Origin of the sequence: Desulfuromonas sp. KJ2020 (genome assembly GCF_024197615.1) — a bacterium.
GTDB lineage: Bacteria > Desulfobacterota > Desulfuromonadia > Desulfuromonadales > SZUA-540 > SZUA-540.
Map to the genome: position 1 here is coordinate 807,482 of NZ_JAKUKE010000003.1, position 19,797 is coordinate 827,278.

Annotated in this window: 17 protein-coding genes, 1 tRNA gene and 1 pseudogene; 17 read left to right on the plus strand and 2 right to left on the minus strand. The window is 53.6% G+C overall.

Annotated elements, in window-relative coordinates:
* Window positions 1–30: 30 nt before the first annotated feature.
* The 11 genes and pseudogenes from MJO47_RS12135 to MJO47_RS12185 all read left to right on the plus strand — a co-directional run.
* Window positions 31–306: pseudogene (locus MJO47_RS12135) on the plus strand (integration host factor subunit alpha); the annotation flags it as partial.
* A gap of 33 nt (window positions 307–339) precedes the next feature.
* Window positions 340–699 carry a MerR family transcriptional regulator gene (locus MJO47_RS12140; RefSeq protein ID WP_253961386.1) on the plus strand — a complete coding sequence of 120 codons (360 nt, stop codon included), beginning with the start codon at window positions 340–342 and terminating at the stop codon, window positions 697–699.
* Window positions 700–752: 53 nt separating this feature from the next.
* Window positions 753–1,511, plus strand: coding sequence for a 5'/3'-nucleotidase SurE (gene surE / locus MJO47_RS12145; protein WP_253961387.1), 759 nt, complete (start codon window positions 753–755; stop codon window positions 1,509–1,511).
* A 37-nt stretch (window positions 1,512–1,548) separates the two neighbouring features.
* Window positions 1,549–2,199, plus strand: a complete 651-nt coding sequence (locus MJO47_RS12150; RefSeq protein ID WP_253961889.1) for a protein-L-isoaspartate(D-aspartate) O-methyltransferase — start codon at window positions 1,549–1,551, stop codon at window positions 2,197–2,199.
* Window position 2,200: 1 nt separating this feature from the next.
* Window positions 2,201–2,794 (plus strand): VTT domain-containing protein, encoded by a 594-nt coding sequence (locus tag MJO47_RS12155; RefSeq protein WP_253961388.1) that lies wholly within the window; start codon window positions 2,201–2,203, stop codon window positions 2,792–2,794.
* A 112-nt stretch (window positions 2,795–2,906) separates the two neighbouring features.
* Entirely contained in the window at window positions 2,907–3,662 is a 756-nt protein-coding gene (locus tag MJO47_RS12160) for a peptidoglycan DD-metalloendopeptidase family protein (protein ID WP_253961389.1), read from the plus strand.
* Between the two features lie 63 nt (window positions 3,663–3,725).
* Entirely contained in the window at window positions 3,726–4,673 is a 948-nt protein-coding gene (locus MJO47_RS12165; protein WP_253961390.1) for an RNA polymerase sigma factor RpoD/SigA, read from the plus strand.
* A gap of 52 nt (window positions 4,674–4,725) precedes the next feature.
* Window positions 4,726–5,241 (plus strand): adenine phosphoribosyltransferase, encoded by a 516-nt coding sequence (locus MJO47_RS12170; protein WP_253961391.1) that lies wholly within the window; start codon window positions 4,726–4,728, stop codon window positions 5,239–5,241.
* 57 nt (window positions 5,242–5,298) lie between these two features.
* Window positions 5,299–5,375 (plus strand) — tRNA-Arg (locus MJO47_RS12175).
* A 61-nt stretch (window positions 5,376–5,436) separates the two neighbouring features.
* Complete coding sequence (locus MJO47_RS12180; RefSeq protein ID WP_253961392.1) at window positions 5,437–6,123, plus strand: DUF554 family protein; 687 nt, start codon at window positions 5,437–5,439, stop codon at window positions 6,121–6,123.
* 273 nt (window positions 6,124–6,396) lie between these two features.
* Window positions 6,397–6,972: a DUF882 domain-containing protein gene (locus MJO47_RS12185; RefSeq protein WP_253961393.1), complete on the plus strand. Its 576-nt coding sequence runs from the start codon at window positions 6,397–6,399 to the stop codon at window positions 6,970–6,972.
* Window positions 6,973–6,996: 24 nt separating this feature from the next.
* Here MJO47_RS12185 and glgP read toward each other — a convergent pair whose 3' ends face one another.
* Window positions 6,997–8,709 (minus strand): alpha-glucan family phosphorylase, encoded by a 1,713-nt coding sequence (glgP, locus tag MJO47_RS12190; RefSeq protein ID WP_253961394.1) that lies wholly within the window; start codon window positions 8,707–8,709, stop codon window positions 6,997–6,999.
* A gap of 301 nt (window positions 8,710–9,010) precedes the next feature.
* On the opposite strand from glgP, the gene MJO47_RS12195 reads away from it, so the two are divergent.
* Both MJO47_RS12195 and MJO47_RS12200 read left to right on the plus strand, forming a co-directional pair.
* A complete protein-coding gene (locus MJO47_RS12195; RefSeq protein ID WP_253961395.1) occupies window positions 9,011–9,469 on the plus strand; it encodes a hypothetical protein in 459 nt (152 codons plus the stop codon).
* A 381-nt stretch (window positions 9,470–9,850) separates the two neighbouring features.
* Entirely contained in the window at window positions 9,851–10,264 is a 414-nt protein-coding gene (locus MJO47_RS12200) for an alpha/beta fold hydrolase (protein WP_253961396.1), read from the plus strand.
* 16 nt (window positions 10,265–10,280) lie between these two features.
* Here the strand turns inward: MJO47_RS12200 and MJO47_RS12205 are convergent, their stop codons facing one another.
* Window positions 10,281–10,925: a 1-acyl-sn-glycerol-3-phosphate acyltransferase gene (locus MJO47_RS12205; protein ID WP_253961397.1), complete on the minus strand. Its 645-nt coding sequence runs from the start codon at window positions 10,923–10,925 to the stop codon at window positions 10,281–10,283.
* A 153-nt stretch (window positions 10,926–11,078) separates the two neighbouring features.
* On the opposite strand from MJO47_RS12205, the gene MJO47_RS12210 reads away from it, so the two are divergent.
* The 4 genes from MJO47_RS12210 (at window position 11,079) to MJO47_RS12225 (ending at window position 19,786) form a co-directional block, all read left to right on the plus strand.
* Window positions 11,079–11,474 (plus strand): VanZ family protein, encoded by a 396-nt coding sequence (locus MJO47_RS12210; RefSeq protein ID WP_253961398.1) that lies wholly within the window; start codon window positions 11,079–11,081, stop codon window positions 11,472–11,474.
* Window positions 11,471–14,152, plus strand: coding sequence for a PD-(D/E)XK nuclease family protein (locus MJO47_RS12215; protein WP_253961399.1), 2,682 nt, complete (start codon window positions 11,471–11,473; stop codon window positions 14,150–14,152). The genes MJO47_RS12210 and MJO47_RS12215 overlap by 4 nt, the downstream gene beginning before the upstream one ends.
* Window positions 14,149–17,514, plus strand: coding sequence for an exodeoxyribonuclease V subunit beta (locus tag MJO47_RS12220; RefSeq protein ID WP_253961400.1), 3,366 nt, complete (start codon window positions 14,149–14,151; stop codon window positions 17,512–17,514). Before MJO47_RS12215 ends, MJO47_RS12220 begins: the two co-directional genes overlap by 4 nt.
* 106 nt (window positions 17,515–17,620) lie before the next feature.
* Window positions 17,621–19,786 carry a carboxy terminal-processing peptidase gene (locus tag MJO47_RS12225; RefSeq protein WP_253961401.1) on the plus strand — a complete coding sequence of 722 codons (2,166 nt, stop codon included), beginning with the start codon at window positions 17,621–17,623 and terminating at the stop codon, window positions 19,784–19,786.
* The last annotated feature ends 11 nt before the right edge of the window (window positions 19,787–19,797 follow it).

Genomic DNA, 19,797 nt, shown 5'->3' on the forward strand with positions numbered 1-19,797 from the left:
ATACCTGTACTATTTTTATGTGGAGGTGCCATGACTAAGGCGGACCTTGTCGAAAATGTTTACTTGAAAACCGGTTTCTCCAAAAAGGAATCCGCTGATATTGTCGAAATGGTTTTCGACATATTGAAAACGACCCTTGAGGATGGCGACAAGATCAAAATCGCCGGTTTTGGCAATTTTGTTGTCAAACAAAAGGCAACACGGCGTGGTCGCAATCCGCAAACAGGGGAGGAGATTGAAATAACCTCCAGGAAAATTCTTACCTTCAAGCCGAGCCAGGTACTTAAGGCCGCGATTAATGGGGAATGATCACTGCGTCAGGTAGCGATCGGATAGGTCATGAAAATTCACCCTGAGAAGCTCTACTTCAAGATTGGCGAAGTAGCTCACATGACCGGGGTCAAACCTCATGTCTTGCGGTACTGGGAATCGGAGTTTACTTGCTTTCGGCCGGCCAAGACCCGTAAAAACCAACGGATCTATCAGCAGAAAGATGTCGACCTGATTCTGAAACTCAAGGAGTTGCTCCATCGGCAGGGATATACCATCGCCGGTGCAAAGGCCAAACTTCAAAACGAAGACAGCCTCCCTGTGACGGAAAAAGCATTCCAGCCTGAAACCTCTGACACGCAATCGATTTTGAAAGAGTTGCGAAACGATCTAGCCAAACTCAGAGACTCCATGACCACCAACCTTTAAAGAATGACCGGGTCTTCCCCCGGTCGTTTCTTTTGGTACATTCATGAGGCCCCTTGCTTATCCTGATTACCAACGATGATGGAGTTCATTCCCCCGGGTTGAGCGCACTGGTCGATGCTCTGGCTAAACTGGGGCGGGTTGTCGTGGTCGCACCTGATCGGGAACGCAGTGCCGCTGGTCACTCTCTCACGCTACATTCCCCCCTCCGCGCAGATGAAATTCGAACTGACGTTATCGCTGTTGACGGAACACCTACAGACTGCGTCAACCTCGGGATCCACGGCCTTCTCTCCGAACGCCCCGCTCTTGTTGTTTCCGGCATAAACAAGGGAGGGAACATGGGGGATGACATTACCTATTCAGGCACCGTTTCTGCGGCTATGGAGGCCACTCTGATGGGCGTTCCAGCCATGGCTGTTTCTTTGTCGGCCGATTCCTTTTCCTATGACGACTTTTACTTCTCTGGTCAGGCAGCCTACGCGTTGTCCCAAAAAATCTTCGATTACGGGTTGCCACCCGATACTTTCCTGAATGTCAACGTGCCCAAGGGCCGTCCTGCCGGTGCACGGATGACCCGGCAGGGGAAACGCCGATATGGGGATGTCGTGGTGGAAAACCTTGACCCGAGAGGGCGAAAATACTATTGGATTGGCGGCGGAGAGCTAGGATTTGAAAACGTCGAAGGGACCGATTTTCATGCGGTCCACGAAGGATATGTTTCTATAACGCCACTGCATCTCGATATGACCAATTACACATCCTTCGCGGGTCTTTCGCGCTGGGATCTTGACGTTTTTGCCAAGCTTGCCTGACCTCCCACGTGCATCCGACTTTTAAGAGATCTTCATGATGGATTTTTCCATAGCCCGCCGACGCATGGTTGAGCAACTCGTCAAGGGAAAAGGCGTCAGCGATCCTTTGGTTCTGAACGCCATGCTCGCCGTTCCACGTCATTTATTTGTTGAAGAGGCGTTTCAAAGCCAGGCCTATAGTGATTTCTCTTTGCCTATCGGGGAAAAACAGACCATTTCTCAGCCCTATATTGTGGGCAAGATGACAGAATGCCTGCTTCTCAAGGGCGGAGAACGGGTCCTGGAAGTCGGAACGGGTTCCGGATATCAGGCTGCCGTGCTTTCCCAAATCGCCTCACGTGTCTACTCAGTGGAAAGACACCCTGCTCTGGCCCGCCGGGCACGAAAAGTTCTGGATCAGACCGGGTGCAACAATGTTCACATCAAAGTCACTGACGGAACCTTCGGGTGGGAGGAACAGGCGCCTTTCGACGCGATTATTGTTACCGCAGGTTCGCCCTCCGTACCGGAAAAATATCTCGATCAACTGACCTGCACAGGTCGTCTGGTCATTCCAGTCGGTGAGAAGGGGAGTCAGATTTTAAAACGGATTATCCGCAACGGGAGTCAGTTTTACGAAGAAAACATCCTGGATTGTCGCTTCGTCCCCCTGGTCGGACAATACGGATGGTCGGAAAAGGATATCTGAGGTGCACCTGGTAAGGAGACTTTACGATTGGGTTCTTCATTGGGCCTATACACCCTTTGGGGCACCTGCACTGTTTCTGCTGGCCTTCGCGGAATCCTCTTTTTTTCCCATTCCCCCCGATGTCCTTCTGCTGGCCCTCTGCATTTCCGTTCCAGCGAAATCCTTTCGCTTCGCCCTGATATGTTCGTTGGGCTCCGTTCTGGGGGGGATGGGCGGCTACGGCATCGGCATGGTCTTATGGGAAGGGGTTTCCGGGTATTTTTACGCCTACGTTCCCGGATTCACCCCGCAGGTATTTCATCAGGTCCAAAATCTTTTTTCTACCTATGATTTCTGGGCGATTTTTGCGGCAGGATTTACCCCCATTCCCTATAAAGTTTTCACTATCGGCGCTGGCGTATTTGATATTAACTTCCCGGTCTTCGTTTTGGCTTCAGCCGTTGGACGGAGTTTGCGGTTTTTCCTTGTCGCCTGGCTTATCTTCCGTTTCGGACCGGCGATGAGAGCTTTTATCGAGAAGTATTTCAATTTGCTGACGATTGTCTTTGTGGTGCTCCTTGTCGGGGGCTTCATTGTTATCCGGCATCTTTTGTAGGCGAAGAGCTGGCTGCATAGCTTCGGGATTGACTGAACGGATATCTTCAGGCACCTTTGTCACAGAAAAGGGGAGGCACAACAATCGATCGATCCATAGGAACGGGCTGCTTTTGCGTACTCTTATCTTCGTGGTTTTTCTAATATCCCTGGCAGGTTGCACGCCGACGACAGGTGTGTACCACCAGGTCGGGGAGGGCCAGACCCTCTACCGCATAAGCCGTGTCTATGGCGTCAACGAACAGTATCTGGCCCGTGTCAATGGGATCAGTGATCCCAGTCGGCTTCAGGTTGGTCAGAAACTTTTTGTTCCGGGCGCAGTCCACCAGCGCAAGGTTCCCTCCACGGTCCATTCAAGTTCCCCCACACCGGCAATCCGATCCCCAAAACCCGTTCCGGTGCATACCCCGGCAAAGCCTTCTCCCTCAAAAACTGTTGCAGTGGCTCCAAACAAAAGTCGACCTCCCGCCGCGGCCACGATTCCCAAATCGATGCCGCAGACTCCCAGCAAGGGCCAGTTTATCTGGCCGGTAAAGGGTCGTGTTGTCAAAAAATTCGGTGGGGGAAACAAGGGGTTGGAAATTGCCGTGCCCCGAGGATCGGCCGTGGTTTCTTCCGGTGCGGGACGGGTCATCTATAGTGGCAACGGAATCCGCGGGTACGGAAATCTCATTATCGTCAAGCATGACAATTCATATTTTTCCGTTTATGGATTTAACGACAAAAATCTTGTTTCGGTCGATTCTTTTGTGAGCAAGGGCGACAAGATTGCTCTTTCCGGCGTGCCTCCCGGCGGTGGGGAGCCCCGGATTCACTTTGAAATCAGGCAGGGCAAGGAGGCAGTCAATCCGAGTTTGTACTTGCCTTAAAGAGTCCAATCCCTTAGAATTCTAGCGCTGTTTACACGGTTTTTTTCATGAGAGGTTTCTGTAATGGATGAATTGCTGGCCGATTTTGATGATTCAGAGAACCACGAAGAAGGGGATGGAGAGGAGGCCGAAATTTCCCTGGAGGCCGAAGATGAGTCCAAGGAAGAGGCCGAAGCAGAAGAAGATGACAGCCATTCCGACGATGCTATCAAACTCTATCTGAAGGAAATTCAAAAAACGACCCTTTTGACGGCCCAGGACGAACGGGATCTGGCCAGACGCATATCCCAGGGGGATATGGCCGCCAGGGATCGCATGATCGAGTCCAATCTTCGTCTTGTTGTAAAAATCGCCAAGCGCTACATGAATCGCGGGCTGCCTTTTCTCGACTTGATCGAGGAGGGCAACATGGGGTTGATCAAAGCGGTTGAACGGTTCAAACTCAGCAAAGAATGCCGTTTTTCAACTTACGCTACCTGGTGGATTCGACAATCGATTGAAAGGGCCCTGGTCAATCAAAGCAGAACCATACGGTTGCCGGTTCATGTTTCGGACGACATCAACAAATTTATTAAAATAAGCCGTGAACTTCTGCAGAAGCTCAACCGGGATCCCAAGATCGATGAAATTGCTGAAGCCATGGGGGTTGAACCCCATTACATCAATCGGCTCATGGTTCTGGTGAAAAAGACCTACTCTATCGAACATCCCATGGGGGAAAACAACGACTACAGCCTCATTGATACCATTGAGGACCCCACAGCTGCCGATCCGGCTGTACTCATCGAGGACCTGAACAAGTTCAATCGGGTTTCCGACTGGCTCGATACCTTGAGTGATAACGAACGGGACATTCTAACCTTGCGATTCGGCCTGGATGATCGTGAGCCACAAACCCTGGACACCATTGGAAAGCGTTTTGGGGTTACCCGCGAACGTATTCGGCAGATTGAGGCCAAAAGCCTGGAAAAGTTAAGAAAAATCATGGAAGAAAGCCAAGGCTCTTTGTAGGAAGCCTGGATTCTGGTCGCGCGATATCTTTTTTTAAGAGGGAGCCTCTATTTTGGATGAGCTGAAGAATATTATCAGGGACATACAGGACTTTCCCAAGAAGGGCATTGTGTTCAAGGACATCACAACTCTTCTTTCTGACGGACGAAGCTTTCACCGCATGGTGGATCTTATCGCTCATCGATACATCGGTCAGCGCATCGATAAGGTCGTCGGCGTCGAAGCTCGGGGCTTTGTGCTGGGATCCGCCCTGGCCTACAAACTCGGCGCCGGGGTTACTCTGGTCCGCAAGCCCGGCAAGCTTCCCTACAAGACCCGTGGCAAGACCTATCAACTCGAATATGGATCCGATACGCTGGAGATCCACGAAGACGCTTTCAAGGAAGGTGACCGAGTGATTATTGCCGACGATCTGCTCGCTACGGGCGGAACCATGGTGGCCGTTTATGACCTTGTAACCGAATTGGGAGCCGAGGTGGTAGAATGCGCCTTCATGGCCGAGCTGGCCTTCCTGCAGGGGCGCAAGAAATTGCCGGAGGATAAGGTTTTCAGCCTCCTGACCTTTTAGGAAAAAACCCTTGTCATCCCTTTTTCCCTGAAGTATAAATAGGCCCTTTAAATATCGGGCCCCGTAGCTCAGCAGGATAGAGCAACCGCCTCCTAAGCGGTAGGTCGTGCGTTCGAATCGCGCCGGGGCCGCCATTCAGAAGACCTGCCGGATAAGGCGGGTCTTTTTTCTTATAGCGGATCGTGTGGAGGAAGAGTGCTGCTGAAGGGGACTCTCGTCAATGTTGTTGCGATCATCGTCGGGTGCGTTATCGGACGCAGTCTCGGCCATTTGCTGTCAGACAGGGTGCGCAACACGCTGATGTGCGCTCTGGGGTTGGCCGTTTTGTTGATCGGGCTTCAACTGGCCCTGCAGAGCCAGCAACCCATGATCCCTATCGGCAGTCTTATCCTCGGCGGTTTAGTCGGGGAACTGGTTCGATTGGAACACCGACTGGAGCTTTTCGGTGAATATCTGCAGAAACGCTTTTCGGGTTCAGGCAAAATTGCCGAAGGTTTTGTTACCGCGAGTCTGTTGTATTGTGTCGGTGCCATGGCTATCATGGGGGCAATCCAGGATGGCTTTGGAGAAAAACCATCGATTCTTTACGCCAAGGCAGCCCTTGATGGGATCGCTTCGGTTGCCCTGACTTCAACTTTGGGAATCGGCGTTGTTTTTTCGATAATCCCACTTTTTGTCTATCAGGGTGGGCTTACCCTGTTGGCCGGCCTGGCCAAAACCGTGCTGACCAATCCTGTCATGACTGAAATGAACTCAGTCGGCGGCCTGCTTATCGTTGCTATTTCATTTGACCTCCTTGGCATCAGGCGACTCCCGGTCGGCAACATGCTGCCATCCATTTTTGTGGCCATCGCACTTATGTGGGCATTCGGACTCGCCTGAACAGGCTTTTTTGAGCCCTCGCGAAAATACTGACGACTGTGCCAAAAAAACGTCAGCAGGGTGACCCGCCAACCGCAAATAACCAATTCCCTGAATTCTGTGAAAAAAAGATAATTTGGGCCTGCCGCTACGTAATTATAATGACTTGTCCCTTCTGATCGGTTCGGTCTCAGATGATTTTCTCCAGGGGTGGAGATATTGGTGCGGGTTTTGCTAAAGTTGTGGGGGCAGGTAGCCTTCAAGGATTTATTAGATCAGGAGAACTGGTAGGACATGATGCACCACAAAAATGAAAAATGGTCTTATCTGTCACGGCGTCACTTCTTGACGATGGGTGCTCTTTCTCTGGTGTCTTTAGGGCTTCCAGGTCAGGCCCTGGCGCAACTGCAGAAGTTTACGGCCACCGAAAAAACGATCTCCTTGCACAACATTCACACGGGGGAAAGGCTTAACAAAGCTGTCTTCTGGGCGAACGGTGAATACGTTCCGGAAACTCTCTCTGATATCGATTATCTTCTTCGAGATTATCGAAACGGCGAGGTTAAGAGTATTGATATCCAGTTGCTCGATATGTTGCATGAGGTACGCCAGAAAGTGGGGGCTTTTCGTCCCTATCAGGTGATATCCGGTTATCGCTCACCTGAGACCAATGAATTTCTGGCCCGTAACACTTCAGGGGTTGCCAGCAAGAGCCTTCATCTTCAGGGGCAGGCCATTGATATCCGGCTTCCCGGCATCGACCTTCAGAATCTTCGTAATGCGGCTCTTTCTCTCCGGTCGGGTGGCGTCGGCTATTACCCCAAGTCACAGTTTGTTCATATGGACACGGGAACCCCGCGATCCTGGTAACGCCATTTCTCTCGTCCGAAATTTTTAACGGATATAAGCTTCGGTCACGTAGCGTCGCATCATGACATGCGTATTGAAATAATACGCATTTTTGCCGATAGCGTTTTTCATCACACGGATCCATGCCTCACGGTCATTGTAAAACATGGGCATGATGATGTGTTCCAGCTTGTCATACAGGTCGTTGGCATCCTCTTCGGAATGATTCTCCTGACTGGGGTTTTTCTCTGGAGGCGGGCCAATGGACCACCCTGTAACCCCCTCGATGTGCCCCTCGATCCACCAGCCATCCAAAACACTGAAATTTGGTACGCCATTTAGAGCCGCCTTCATGCCGCTGGTCCCGGAAGCTTCCAAGGGGCGGATGGGATTGTTGAGCCATAGATCCACCCCGGGCAACAGGCGATAGGCCACGTCCATATTGTAGTTTTCCAGGTAGGCTATTTTTATTTTCGGATAGAGTGATTTTATCTGGCCGATAATTTTCTGAATAAGCTGCTTGCCTGGAACGTCTTTTGGATGAGCTTTGCCGCCAAACACCAGCTGCAGTTTACCGGCTCCCATGCGGATGAGCCGTTCTATATCGCTAAAGATCAGATCGCCTCTTTTATAGGTGGCGAATCGTCTCGCAAAGCCTACGGTAAGAACCTCCGGATCCATTTCGATTCCTGTGGTCTCCTGAATGTACTGAAAAAGATAGGCCTTGGCCCCGCAGTGGGCGTCCCAGATCTCCTCGTCCGGAATATTGTCAACCCGGACGAGAAGTTCGGGCTCATGCGCCCAGCTCGGAATATACTTATCAAAAAGCGTTACGAAGTAGGGGGACGCCCAGGTGAAGGGGTGGACGCCGTTGGTGATGGCGTGAATTTCAAAACCGGGAAAGAGTGATTTGGAAACCTCTCCATGTCTCTTCGCGACCCCGTTGACATAACGGCTGAGATTGAGAGCCAGCATGGTCATATTCAACTCACTCTTGCCGGCGAGCTCTTTGAGAAGCGCAAGCGGTACAGGTTCGCCCATAACTTTCTGGACCAGGTCGTAGGGGAATTTGTCATGGCCTGCCTCAACAGGTGTATGGGTTGTGAAAACACAATGCTCAAGAACGTGCTGCGTATCCCAGGCCGCCCGTTCATCCCAGGTGTTCTCGATAGGGCGTCTGGCGCGACTCAAAAGATCAAGGGTCAGAAGACTGGCATGGCCTTCATTCATGTGGTATTTGCGAATAGAGAAGCCCAAGGCATCAAGGATCCTGGCCCCGCCAATCCCTAAAACAATTTCCTGTTTTAAGCGATAGGACAGGTCGCCTCCATAAAGATGGTCGGTAATGTGTCTATCCTGCTCGACATTGCCGGGGATGTCCGTGTCGAGAAAAAGTACCGGGATCTCGCCGCCCGTGGGACTTTTAACCCGGTAGAGCCAGGCCTGAACCTTGACATCACGCTCTTCAACCGTGACCAGGATTTTGGTGGGAAGAAGTTCCATGAATGATTCGGGCTTCCAGTCTACGGGAAGTTCCTTCTGCCACCCCTCCTCGTCAATCACCTGTCGAAAATACCCCTTGCGACTTGCCAAAGTGACCGCCACCATGGGTAATTTAAGGTCTGCCGCGCTTTTGATGGTGTCGCCAGCGAGAATTCCCAAGCCGCCGCTATAAGTGGGAATGTCGGCGGAAAGACCTATTTCCATCGAAAAGTAAGCGATTCGCGACTCTCTTGTATAATTTTTCCAGTTTGTCATTATCCCCCCGGTTTGTTGGTGCCGTTACGAGTTTTTCAGTATACCATGTCAGAAGTTCTATGGTTGTCCCATGCTGAAGAACAGCACAGTTTTTTGGCAGCCAGGCACTCCGTGCTGATTGCCGTGGAATATTCTTAAAAAGCTGTTGGATTTTCTACAACGTAGCTTGCCCGGTTAATAGACCCTTTTTGTAACTGTCCGAAATTGAATATATTTTTTAATGGCATGAATAATGTTAAGCGTATTGGGTAAGTACTTCTTATTCCCGCTCCAAAGCGAGCACTAAACCATGGAGGATTCAATGAAGGTATTTCTGTTTCTCTTCGCTGCCGTTCTGTTGTCACCTGTCTTTGCTACTGCTGCTTCCGATATTGATCACAGTAAAATGAATCATGCCGGCATGGAAGCCGCCGGTCAGATGGTTGACCTGGGTTCGGTAACGGAAAGCGGCGTAGAGGCCTTGGCTGAGATGAAGGATATCTCCAAAGCAATGGCTCAGATGGGTATGGATGCGACCCATCATTTTATGGTCATGTTTGTGGATACCCAGAATTTTGAACCGATCGAAGAGGGTGTTGTTGCTTTGAAAATCACCTCACCGTCAGGCGGGACGTCCGACGCTATCAAGCTTATGGGGATGCATGGCGGCTATGGTTCTGATATTGCCCTGAAGGAGAAGGGAATGTATAAGTTTCAGGTGGGAACCAAGTTGGCCGACGGCCAGAAACGTCAGTTCGAGTTTGAATTCCACAACCACTGATCCTGATAAAGTCGGCCCCAAAATGTCTGTATTTTGGGGCCGACTTTCTTCCTGCCTACTCATTCTTTGCATTTCTGCAAAAATAAAAAAGTGTTTTCTATAAATTGCAAGAGAATCAAAAGAGCTTGTAAGTCCTTGTTTTTAATATGGCTAATCGAGCTTAGTCGCTGCACCTATCCGAGAGTCTGGCGTCATCAACTTTTGCTTTTTTGCGAAAAACAGCGCAAGATATTCAATCTGGTGTGATATTCCACCCCTGTAAGTACCTGAACTCAAACAAAAAAACAATAAAAATTAAATAGTAGAACAATGGTATACTCCTTGCTCATGGTTTGTTTGTCACAAGGTTTTTAATCTTTGAACCATAAAGAAAGGATTGCCATGAAAGCGGTCATTAACGGAAAAAAGATCAGTTATTGTGTTGAAGGGCAGGGCAAGGCCGTTGTTTTGCTGGGAGGGGAAGCGCAGCCCATTGCGAAGGAAGGCTTTTTGGCCCAATCGGGCTATCGTGTCATTGTTCCCGATTTATCGGCGTCGGACGAAACGAAAGGTTCCAGTCTCGCCGGCAAGGTGGTCGCCTTGATGAACTACCTGGGTACCGGACGTGCTGTTGTCGCCGCCAATCGCCTTAATGCCGACTTGGTCAAGGCCCTGGAAGAGCGGTATCCTCAGCGGCTGGCCGATGTCGTCTTTCTGGATGGCAGCCCCGAAGAAAACACCTCGAAGCTGATCGAAAGATTGCACCTGTTGCGGCAAACGAGACAGCCCACATCTCGGCTGAGCAGGGTCGCCTAGAAGAGGAGGTTCTGTCTTAATCCAAGGTAGCGGGCTCTGGCAGAAGTTCAGCTATGCGGTTCATGACCCGCTCGACAATGAGAACGTGCGTTTCTTTGTTGTTCTCGCAGGAAAATAGATCGGAAAAATCGATTGGGGCGCCGAATTCAGCCTGTGCCCGTTGGCCAAATCCTGGAAACTTCCAGTGATTGAGTCCTGACAGCGCTACCGGAATGACAACAGGGCGGCTGTCGTAGATCAGTTTGCCGACGCCACGGTTGCCCTTGCCGAGGGTACCGTCTTTGTGGCGTGTTCCTTCGGGGAAGAGCATGACTTTTTCGGTTTGCAACAGCTGAGAGATGTTTTCCCCGGCCCGCACGTCTCTTCCCCGCCGAACCGGAAAAGCGCCCCAGGAGCGGAACAGCCAGCCCAGGAACGGATTGGTAAAGAGTTCCTCTTTCGCCGGAGCCCAGATCATCTGCAACGGAAAACGTCGAATGACAGCCCAGGGCAGGAAGACCGTCTCATACCCTGATATATGGTTGGAGGCCAGCAGAACGCCCCCGGAGGAGGGGATATTTTGCCACCCTTTGGTTGTAAAGCGATTCAGGCAGGATGCGTAGAATCCAACCACGTAAACACCGAGCAGAACCCACAATCTTCTGATAATGGAAACGTTCAAGCCATCCTCCCAGGTTAAATTAAGAACCGCCTTCTTATAGCCTATTTGCCTGCACCTGACAATCCTTGATACAACACGGACGGATTTCTCCTTTAGTTTCCTTGCCGATCGGTGTATTTTCACAATCATTGACTGCTTGGAAGGGCCTGTACCGTGAATCATCTCCCGGTTTTTTTTCGCATTTTTTTCTTTCTAGCTTCTGCAACCAGCATCCTGTGGCTCTCTCTCGATCCTGCTCCCCCGGTGCCGGCCTGGGAGGTTTTGTCGTGGGACAAACTTCAGCATGCCCTGGCCTATGCTGTACTGGCGCTGAGCACCGGCGGCGTGCTCCAGATGTTCAGGCGTTCTCCCCGGGTGACCTGGGCCGGCGCCTTCGCCGTATCCCTTGGTTTTGGTGTTGGCATGGAAATCCTGCAGAAACTGCTAACCAGCAATCGTCAATTCGAGACCTTGGATATTCTGGCGGACGGTATCGGTGCTCTGCTGGCCGCTGCTTTCGCCTTCTGGTGGCAGCGATCCCGTGTGCCCCAATCGGGAGTTAACCGTTGAAAACCACCTGCCTGACACGGGATACAATTCTTGAGGCGGCGCAAGAAGGAGCTCTTCTTCTTACCGTGAACAAGCGTCTGGCGCGACAGTTGCGCCAGGCCTTCGATCAACGGATGAATCAAGAGGGCCATTTGGCCTGGAGGACGCCTCAAATTCTCAGCCTGAATGTCTGGCTTAGGCAAATTTTGGCTTCACTGGGTGATGACTCCCAGCTTTTAGGGCGCTTTGCCGCTCTGCACCTCTGGGAAAATGTCATTGAAGAGGATGCGACTGAAACCGGGAACGATCTTCTCCACCTTTCCAAAACGGCCCTTCAGGCCGCCGAAGCCCATCAACTTCTGCAGGATTATGGCCTCGAAATCGAAACGTCCCACCTCACGGCCGATCAGGAAGCCTTCTGTCGCTGGCGACAAGCCTACCAGCAGAGGTGTCGCGACGGGCACTGGGTCGATGAGGCCGGGTTGCTTGGCCTCGCTCTCAGGGAGGTTGTCCAAAAGCGGGTTTCCGTGGCAGCCAGCACTCTGTTTATCGGATTTGATGATATCTCGCCTCAACTTGCCGTCCTCGCCGGGGAACTTGCTGCCCGATATGGCTGTGATGCCCGTTTTGTCACTGTAGAAGGAACCCCCGGGTGTTCAGCGCTGCTGGCCTGTCAAGATAGGGCTACCGAGGTTAGGGCCGCAGCCCTATGGGCCCGAGACCTGTTGGCGTCGGGCGAAACGAACATCGGGGTCGTGGTGCCTGACCTGCCTCGCTATCAGTCCCTGATCAAAAGGATTTTTCCAGCGGAGATCGATCCCCGGGCCCGACTGAATCCTGCTCTTGAAGAGGAAAGCTTCACCCTCTCCCTCGGTGAACGCGCCAGTGATATGGGGCTTGTTTTTGCGGCCCTGAAGGTCTTGGAACCGGGTCTGAGGCTTTCGATGGATGAGGCCAGCTTTTTGCTGCGTACGCCTTATCTTAAGGGGAGTCAGCAGGAAGTCACCACTCGCAGTCGTTGTGAACTGGGCCTGCGGTTTCTTCGTAAGAAGACCTTTTCCCTGTCGCGCCTTGAGGACGTCAGTCGCAAACAACCCTTTCCCTGTCCGCAGATGGGGGATATCTGGAAAAGCCTCCGTGAGTTCAGAAGCGGCCAGCGCCGCCAGTTGCCAGGCGCCTGGGCTTCTACTTTTTCCCGTCTCCTTGTCGATTTGGGGTGGCCCGGGGAGAGGGCGTTGAACAGTCAGGATTATCAACTTTACAAGGCTTGGCAGGAAAAAATTCTACCCCAATTGGCCAGTCTCGATGGCATCAGTCCTCCCGTTAGCCACGGGACGGCTCTCAGTCTGCTGCGGAGAATCGCCTCTGAAACCGTTTTTCAGCCTGAGGGCCCGCAGAGCCCTCTGCAGATCATGGGGCTGCTGGAATCCGCTGGTCTTCAATTCAACCATCTCTGGATTATGGGCCTGGATGAAGACACCCTGCCTGCCCGGGCGCGGCCTAATCCTTTTCTGCCTGCCTCCTGGCAAGCCACTCACCAAATGCCTCATTCCAGTGGCGAACGTGAATTGGAATACGCGAATCGTGTCTGCTTCCGTCTGTTTAGATCGGCCCCAAACATCAGGCTGAGCTACCCGCAGTGGGAAGGGGACTGTCTTTTGCGTCCCAGCCCCCTCGTGACTGCCGTTCCTGACGGTGAAAATCCCTTCGGTCAAAGCCACGATCCCATTCGCCTCCTCAATACCTCCTGTGCTGAGCTGGAATCTCTGGTCGATCAGACTGGGCCTCCTGTGGCGGCAAAAGAAACGGTGGGCGGCGGCACCAACGTGTTAAGGGATCAGGCGCTTTGTCCCTTCAGAGGCTTTGCCGGACATCGTCTTCGGGTCAAAGTACCTCAGGCCAGTGTCCTTGGTATCGATTCCGGCACAAGGGGGAATTTGCTGCACGCGGTTCTGGAAAGGTTTTGGTCGATTACCGGTAACTCTGCCGGTCTCGCTGCTTTAAGCGATGAGGAGTTGCTCTTGCGGGTTGTGGCCTGCATCCAGGACGTGGCGCCCCAGTTTTTCATGACAAACGATCCGGATATGCCCCATTTTGTGCAGGATCTGGAAAAAAAGCGCCTCATGGACCTGGTTTCGTTCTGGCTGCAGCAGGTCGAAAAAAGGCGGTCTTCTTTCGTCGTGCAGGCGGTGGAGTCACGGCAGCTTGTTGCGGTCGGACCGCTTTCCTTGGAGGTTCGCACCGACCGCATCGATCGCCTGCCCGATGACAGCCTGGTGATCATTGACTACAAGACCGGCCAGCCCGACCTGAAAGGCCTCCTGGACCGCCCGCTGCTTGAGCCTCAACTCGCCCTCTATGGCTTGAATTCCGTCACAGGCTCAGACTCTCTCGCCGGGGTGGCCTTTGCCGTCATTCGCAGCGACGAATGCGGTTTTAAGGGCATCACCAAAGAAGAAGATGTCCTGCCGCGAGTGGACTCCGTTGATCAATCAAAGATATTGATGCGTCAGGGGATAGAGCAGTGGAGTCAGTTGACGCATCGCTGGCTGGAGGACCTCGAAGACATTGCACGAGCCTTTGCCAGCGGCGAGGCCGCCGTGAGACCCGTGGATGAATGCAGGGCCTGCCGCTATTGCGACCTCCATCCGTTATGTCGCGTTTTTGAACAGGATCAGGCCGGGGAGGAGAGCGATTGAACCAGACCGAAACCATGGCTCTTGCCGATGCCCGCCAAAGGGAGCAGGGCGTTGATCCTCAGCGTTCCTTCATTGTCCAGGCACCGGCCGGGTCCGGCAAGACCGAACTCCTTATTCAGCGTTTTCTGGCTTTGCTGGGGACGGTAGGCCGTCCTGATGACATCCTGGCGATCACCTTTACGCGAAAAGCGGCCGGGGAGATGAGGCACCGCCTGTTGGAATCTCTCAGCAATGCGCAAGGCCCCAAGCCGGAGCAGCCCCATGCCGCGCGAACCTGGGAACTCGCCCGCCAGGCCCTTGATCGTGACCGCGCCCTGGGGTGGAATATCCTGGGGAACCCTTCGCTTTTGACCATCCAGACTATTGACAGTTTCAATGCCTCCCTCGTTCGCCGCATGCCCTGGCTGTCGCGCCTGGGAGGCATGCCGGATGTGGCCGATGACCCGTCACCCTTATACCGACAAGCCTGCGAAAACGTGCTGGCTCGACTTCAGGGGGACCGAGAAGGGCATGGGGCCGTCAAGGTTCTGCTGGCTCATCTCGACAATCGCCTGGATAAGCTGCTGGAGCTGCTGACCAGCATGCTGCCCCGTCGCGACCAGTGGCTCCGCCATGTGGTGCAAGGGAATCCCCAAAGTGAGCGGGCTGAGCTGGAGGAAGCCCTGGCCCGACTGATTGCCAAGCAGCTTTCTCTTCTCGCTGAAAACATACCTGGAACCCTGCGGCCTGATTTGCTTACGACGGCCCGCTTTGCCGCTGGAAATCTGCCCGAGGGCGATTCCCGACCTCTCGGTGCCCTGCGCTCCGTCACTCGTTTTCCCGGGGAGAATCCGAATGATCTGCTCCTCTGGCAGGGGCTGGCCGATTTGCTGTTGACCGCCAAGGGAAGCTTTCGCCAGGCACTCAATGCTACGATCGGTTTGCCGCCGGGTCCCGGCCTCAATCGGGACATGAAGGAAACCTTGAAGGAGGTCATCCGGCAACTCGAGGCTATTCCCGGTCTGGCGGAGCAACTGAAACAGGTTGCCATGCTGCCGCCACCCTTCTACACCGACGAGCAGTGGGAGGTGCTGTCATCGCTCATCGACGTTTTGCTGCTGGCTGCCGCTGAACTCTGGCTGGTCTTTGGTCAAAAGAGTCAGGCCGATTACGGCGAGATTGCCCTGAAGGCTCTGGCCGCCCTGCAGGCCGACGGGCAGCCTTCTGACCTTCTTTTGAGATTGGACAACAGAATTCAACATATTCTGGTCGATGAATTTCAGGACACCTCCTTTCAGCAGTATTTCCTGCTGGAAGCCCTGACGTCGGGCTGGACCCCTGGTGACGGGCGAACGCTCTTTGTCGTGGGGGATCCCATGCAGTCCATTTATCGGTTTCGCGAAGCCGAAGTAGGGCTTTTCCTGCAGGTCCGCAAGCAGGGCCTGGCCGCCTTACGGCTGGAGGCGCTCAATCTGAGCGCTAACTTCCGGTCTCAGGAAAAGATCGTGCGCTGGATCAATACCAGTTTTTCCGCACTTTTCCCCCGGCAGGAGGACGAATCCAGAGGCGCCGTTACTTACAGCCCGGCCGAGGCCGTTCATCCTGCCTTGCCAGGGGAAGCCGTGACCTTTCACCCTCTGGTCGACAAGAACGCGGCCGCGGAAGCCGACGTTGTGGTGAAGATCGTGAAAGAAACCCAGCAGCAGCATCCAGCAGAAGACCTGGCGATCCTCGTACGTTCGCGCCCCCATTTGACCCAAATTCTGCAGGCGCTGCGGCGGGCCGGAATCAGCTATCAGGCGCACGAAATCGATTCCCTCAAGCAAAGGCCTGTGGCTCAGGATATCCTGTCCCTGACTATGGCCTTGCTTCATCCGGCTGACCGGTTGGCGTGGCTGGCCGTCCTGCGCGCCCCCTGGTGCGGTCTGACGCTGGCCGATCTTCATGTGCTGAGTCATGGCGGAGTGGACCGGACTGTCCTTGAACAGATTCAGGAACCTAAAACCTTAAGTCTTCTGTCCTCTGACGGCCGCAAACGTCTGGGCCGCGTCGTCCCGATTCTCACCAACGGGATTCGGTATAAAGGCCGAATCGGCGTGCGCCAGCTGGTGGAGAGCAGCTGGACCTCTCTCGGCGGGCCAGCCTGTGTCGAGGCCGCCGATCTAGCTGATGCCGACACGGTCTTCTGCCTGCTTGAGCAGCACGACGCCGGTGGCGATATTGAATCGTTCGAGGCGCTGAAAGAAAGCTTGTCCAAGCTCTTCGCTACGGCGGATGCCGCTAGCAATGCACGCCTACAGGTCATGACCATCCACAAGGCCAAGGGGCTGGAATTCGATACGGTGATTCTTCCGGGCCTGGGCCATCCCCCCCGCCGCAGCGACAAGCCTCTCATGCGCTGGCTGGAATCACCCCAATGGGGGCTGTTGATGGCTCCCATCGAGTCTCAGGGCGCCAAAGACAACAACCCTCTGTTTGACCTGTTGGGCCATATAGAGCAGGACAAGGAAGACCTCGAGGTGACCCGCCTTCTTTACGTCGCGGCCACGCGGGCTCGCCATCATCTCCACCTGCTCGGGCACGCCCGGTGCAACCGGGACAATGGCTTTGTCCCTGCCAGCGGCTCCCTTTTACAGAAACTGTGGCCGGTGGTGGAGGAAGCTTTTTCAAGTCTGCCACAGGATTCCGAACCCACTGCCAAAGAATCGGAGGCCCTGGTTCAAAACCGAACCCTTCGCCGCTTGCCGGTCGATTGGACCCTGCCGGTCTTTCCAGCCTCCCACTTTGTTGCCTCTCCTGCTGTGCTGACCCCGTCAGGCGGCAAGGACGAGGCCAGCCTTTTTTCCGGTTGGGAGTCTGAAACCGCCCGTCACGTGGGGACCGTCACCCACACCTACCTTGAAGCTTTAGCCCGGGAAGGCATTTCCCAATGGGAAGGTGAACGCCTGGAAAAACGCCGGGGGAGCATTATCAAAGAACTGAATGCCTTGGGTGTTCCCCTGGAAGAAGCGGGGCAGGGTGCAGAGAAGGTGCTGCGAGCTTTGCGAACTGTTCTGACGAGCGACAGGGCTCGGTGGATTCTTGCTAACCATGGGCAGTCCGAAACGGAAGTGCCTCTCTCCGGGGTCATCGATGGCCGGCAGGTTCATGCCATCATCGACAGGACTTTTGTCGACGGGCAGGGAGTGCGCTGGATCATCGACTACAAGATCACCGAGGATATGGGCATGAGCCATGAACCGTTCATGCAGAGAGAAGCCCAGAAGTATGCCCCCCAACTCGCTGCCTATGTCCGTCTTTATGCCAGCCTTGAACCTTCTCGCCCTGTACGCTCCGCCCTGTATTTTCCCCTGTTTGATGGCTGGTGGGAACTGACAGGATAGACAGAAGGACTTTGTTTTCCCTTTTTGGGGCATCCTGTGGTAAGCTGTTCCAGTCCAATTCAACAATACACACTACATCATTTCAAGCAGATGGAGCTCATACTTCATGTTCAACCTTAAATATCTGAAGCGACTGACCTGGAAAACCGGTCTGGTCGTGCTGTTGTTTTTGCTTTTGACCAGTTTTTCTGGCGCTCTGAATGTTCCTCAGGTCACCGACTCTGAAGAGGCGGGCAGGGCAAAACTGCTCAGCTATATTTTGCGGCACCAGCTTATCATGGCCCATTTCAGCCACAAGCAGATGGACGACGAACTGTCCAGCGCGGCATACGATCTCTACCTGAAGCAGCTCGATTTTCAGAAGCGTTTTCTGCTGAAGAAGGATGTCGCGAAGTTGGAGGCTTTTCGAACTTCTATCGATGACGAAATGAACCTCGGCAAGATCACCTTGCCTGCTGTGGCTTCATCTATCCTGCGAGAACGGGTGGAACAGGTTTCCAAAATGGTCGAGGGCATCCTGTCCCAGGACCTTGACTATGACAAACCGGAGAACCTTGAAACCGATCCGGAAAAGCTGGACTACTGCTCCACTCTGGACGAACTTCACCAGCGGTGGCGCAAAAACCTTAAATATCAAGTGATCGTTCGGTATCTCAATCTCCGTGAGGATCGAGAGAAGGCAACGGCGGACCAAAGTCAGGCTGAACTTTCTGAGGATGCCCTCTTTCAGGAGGCCCGCGAAAAAGTCCTTAAAAGTCAGAAAGACTTTCTGGAACGCATGCAGCAGGAAACCCTGCGGGATCATTTTGACCGCTATTTCAACACGGTGGCCCGGGCGTTCGACCCCCATACCAATTATATGCCGCCTACCGAGAAGGAAGATTTCGATATCAGCATGCGCGGTTCGCTGGAGGGCATCGGGGCCCTGCTCAGGGAAGAAGACGGCTATATCAAGGTTGTCAGCATCATACCCGGCAGCGCCGCCGCCAAACAGGGCCAGTTGCAAGCGGAAGATGTCATTCTGAAAGTAGGGGAGGGTTCCGGTGAGCCCGTCGATGTGACCGACACGCGCATTCGGGATGCCGTGGCGCTGATTCGCGGCAAAAAGGGGTCTGAAGTGCGCCTCACCGTCAAAAAGAGCGACGGTTCGCAGATGATTATCCCCATTGTGCGCGATGTGGTCCAGATTGAGGAATCCTTCGTCAAGTCGGCAGTACTTTCCGGGCCGCAAAAGAGCCTCTCTTACGGCTACATCAAAATTCCTTCTTTTTACCGGGACTTTGCCGCCACGCAGAACGGCAAAAAAGGTCGCAACTCTACCGATGACGTGCTGGCCGAACTGGAAACCTTCAAAAAAGAGGGTATAGACGGGCTGATTCTCGATCTGCGCAATAACGGCGGCGGTTCGCTGATGGATGCCGTTTCCATTACCGGCCTCTTTATCGAAACCGGTCCTGTCGTCCTGATCAAGAGCAGTGACGGTCGCATGGAAACCCTCGAGGACCGCGATCCTTTTATCGGCTACAAAGGTCCCCTGATCGTGCTGGTCAATCGCTTCAGTGCGTCAGCTTCCGAAATCGTTGCCGGCGCTTTGCAGGATTACGGCCGCGCTATCGTTGTCGGCGGGGAGCATACTCATGGCAAAGGAACGGTGCAAGCCATGATCGACCTGAACCAGCGGGTTCCCTTCCTTAATATGGGTAAATACCTGCCCCTGGGCGCCTTAAAGGTCACCACCCAGAAGTTCTACCGCATCACGGGGGAATCCACCCAATATCGTGGTATCGTTCCCGACATTGTCCTGCCCGACAATCTCGAACATCTGAAAACGGGGGAGCAATACCTGGATCACTCCCTTCCCTGGGATACGGTAGCGGAAACGGCTTTTCGCCCCTGGAGCGAGCCTCTAGGCGCCCTCAATGACCTGCGCCTGGCCAGTGAAAAGCGCATCGGTCGGGACGAGGACTTTGCCAAGATCATCGAGCAGAATGAAGCCGCCTTGGCGCGACGGGACAAGACGCTGCAGGCAATTGACCTGAAATCCGTTCACAAAGAGTGGCAGGAGAGCAAAGCCCGCCTTGAAGCCGAGGGGGGAGCGCCCCACAGTTTGGCTGATAAAAAAGACGACCAAAAGGCGGAAGAGTTGAGTAAAGAGGAAAAACACCAGCAGTGGATTGATGACCTCAAGGAAGATCCCTACACCCGCGAGGCCATAGCAATTCTCGCGGACATACGCAAAGGAGGCCGTCAGGTACAGGCGTCCAGAAAATAAAGTCCGGAGGG

Bases quoted from the DNA above. Each gene is read 5' to 3' on its own strand.
- MJO47_RS12225 (WP_253961401.1), top strand. From the start codon at position 17,621: ATGTTCAACCTTAAATATCTGAAGCGACTGACCTGGAAAACCGGTCTG.
- MJO47_RS12200 (WP_253961396.1), top strand. From the start codon at position 9,851: ATGAAAGCGGTCATTAACGGAAAAAAGATCAGTTATTGTGTTGAAGGG.
- glgP (WP_253961394.1), bottom strand. From the start codon at position 8,709: ATGACAAACTGGAAAAATTATACAAGAGAGTCGCGAATCGCTTACTTT.
- MJO47_RS12165 (WP_253961390.1), top strand. From the start codon at position 3,726: ATGGATGAATTGCTGGCCGATTTTGATGATTCAGAGAACCACGAAGAA.
- MJO47_RS12150 (WP_253961889.1), top strand. From the start codon at position 1,549: ATGGATTTTTCCATAGCCCGCCGACGCATGGTTGAGCAACTCGTCAAG.
- MJO47_RS12140 (WP_253961386.1), top strand. From the start codon at position 340: ATGAAAATTCACCCTGAGAAGCTCTACTTCAAGATTGGCGAAGTAGCT.
- MJO47_RS12185 (WP_253961393.1), top strand. From the start codon at position 6,397: ATGATGCACCACAAAAATGAAAAATGGTCTTATCTGTCACGGCGTCAC.
- MJO47_RS12195 (WP_253961395.1), top strand. From the start codon at position 9,011: ATGAAGGTATTTCTGTTTCTCTTCGCTGCCGTTCTGTTGTCACCTGTC.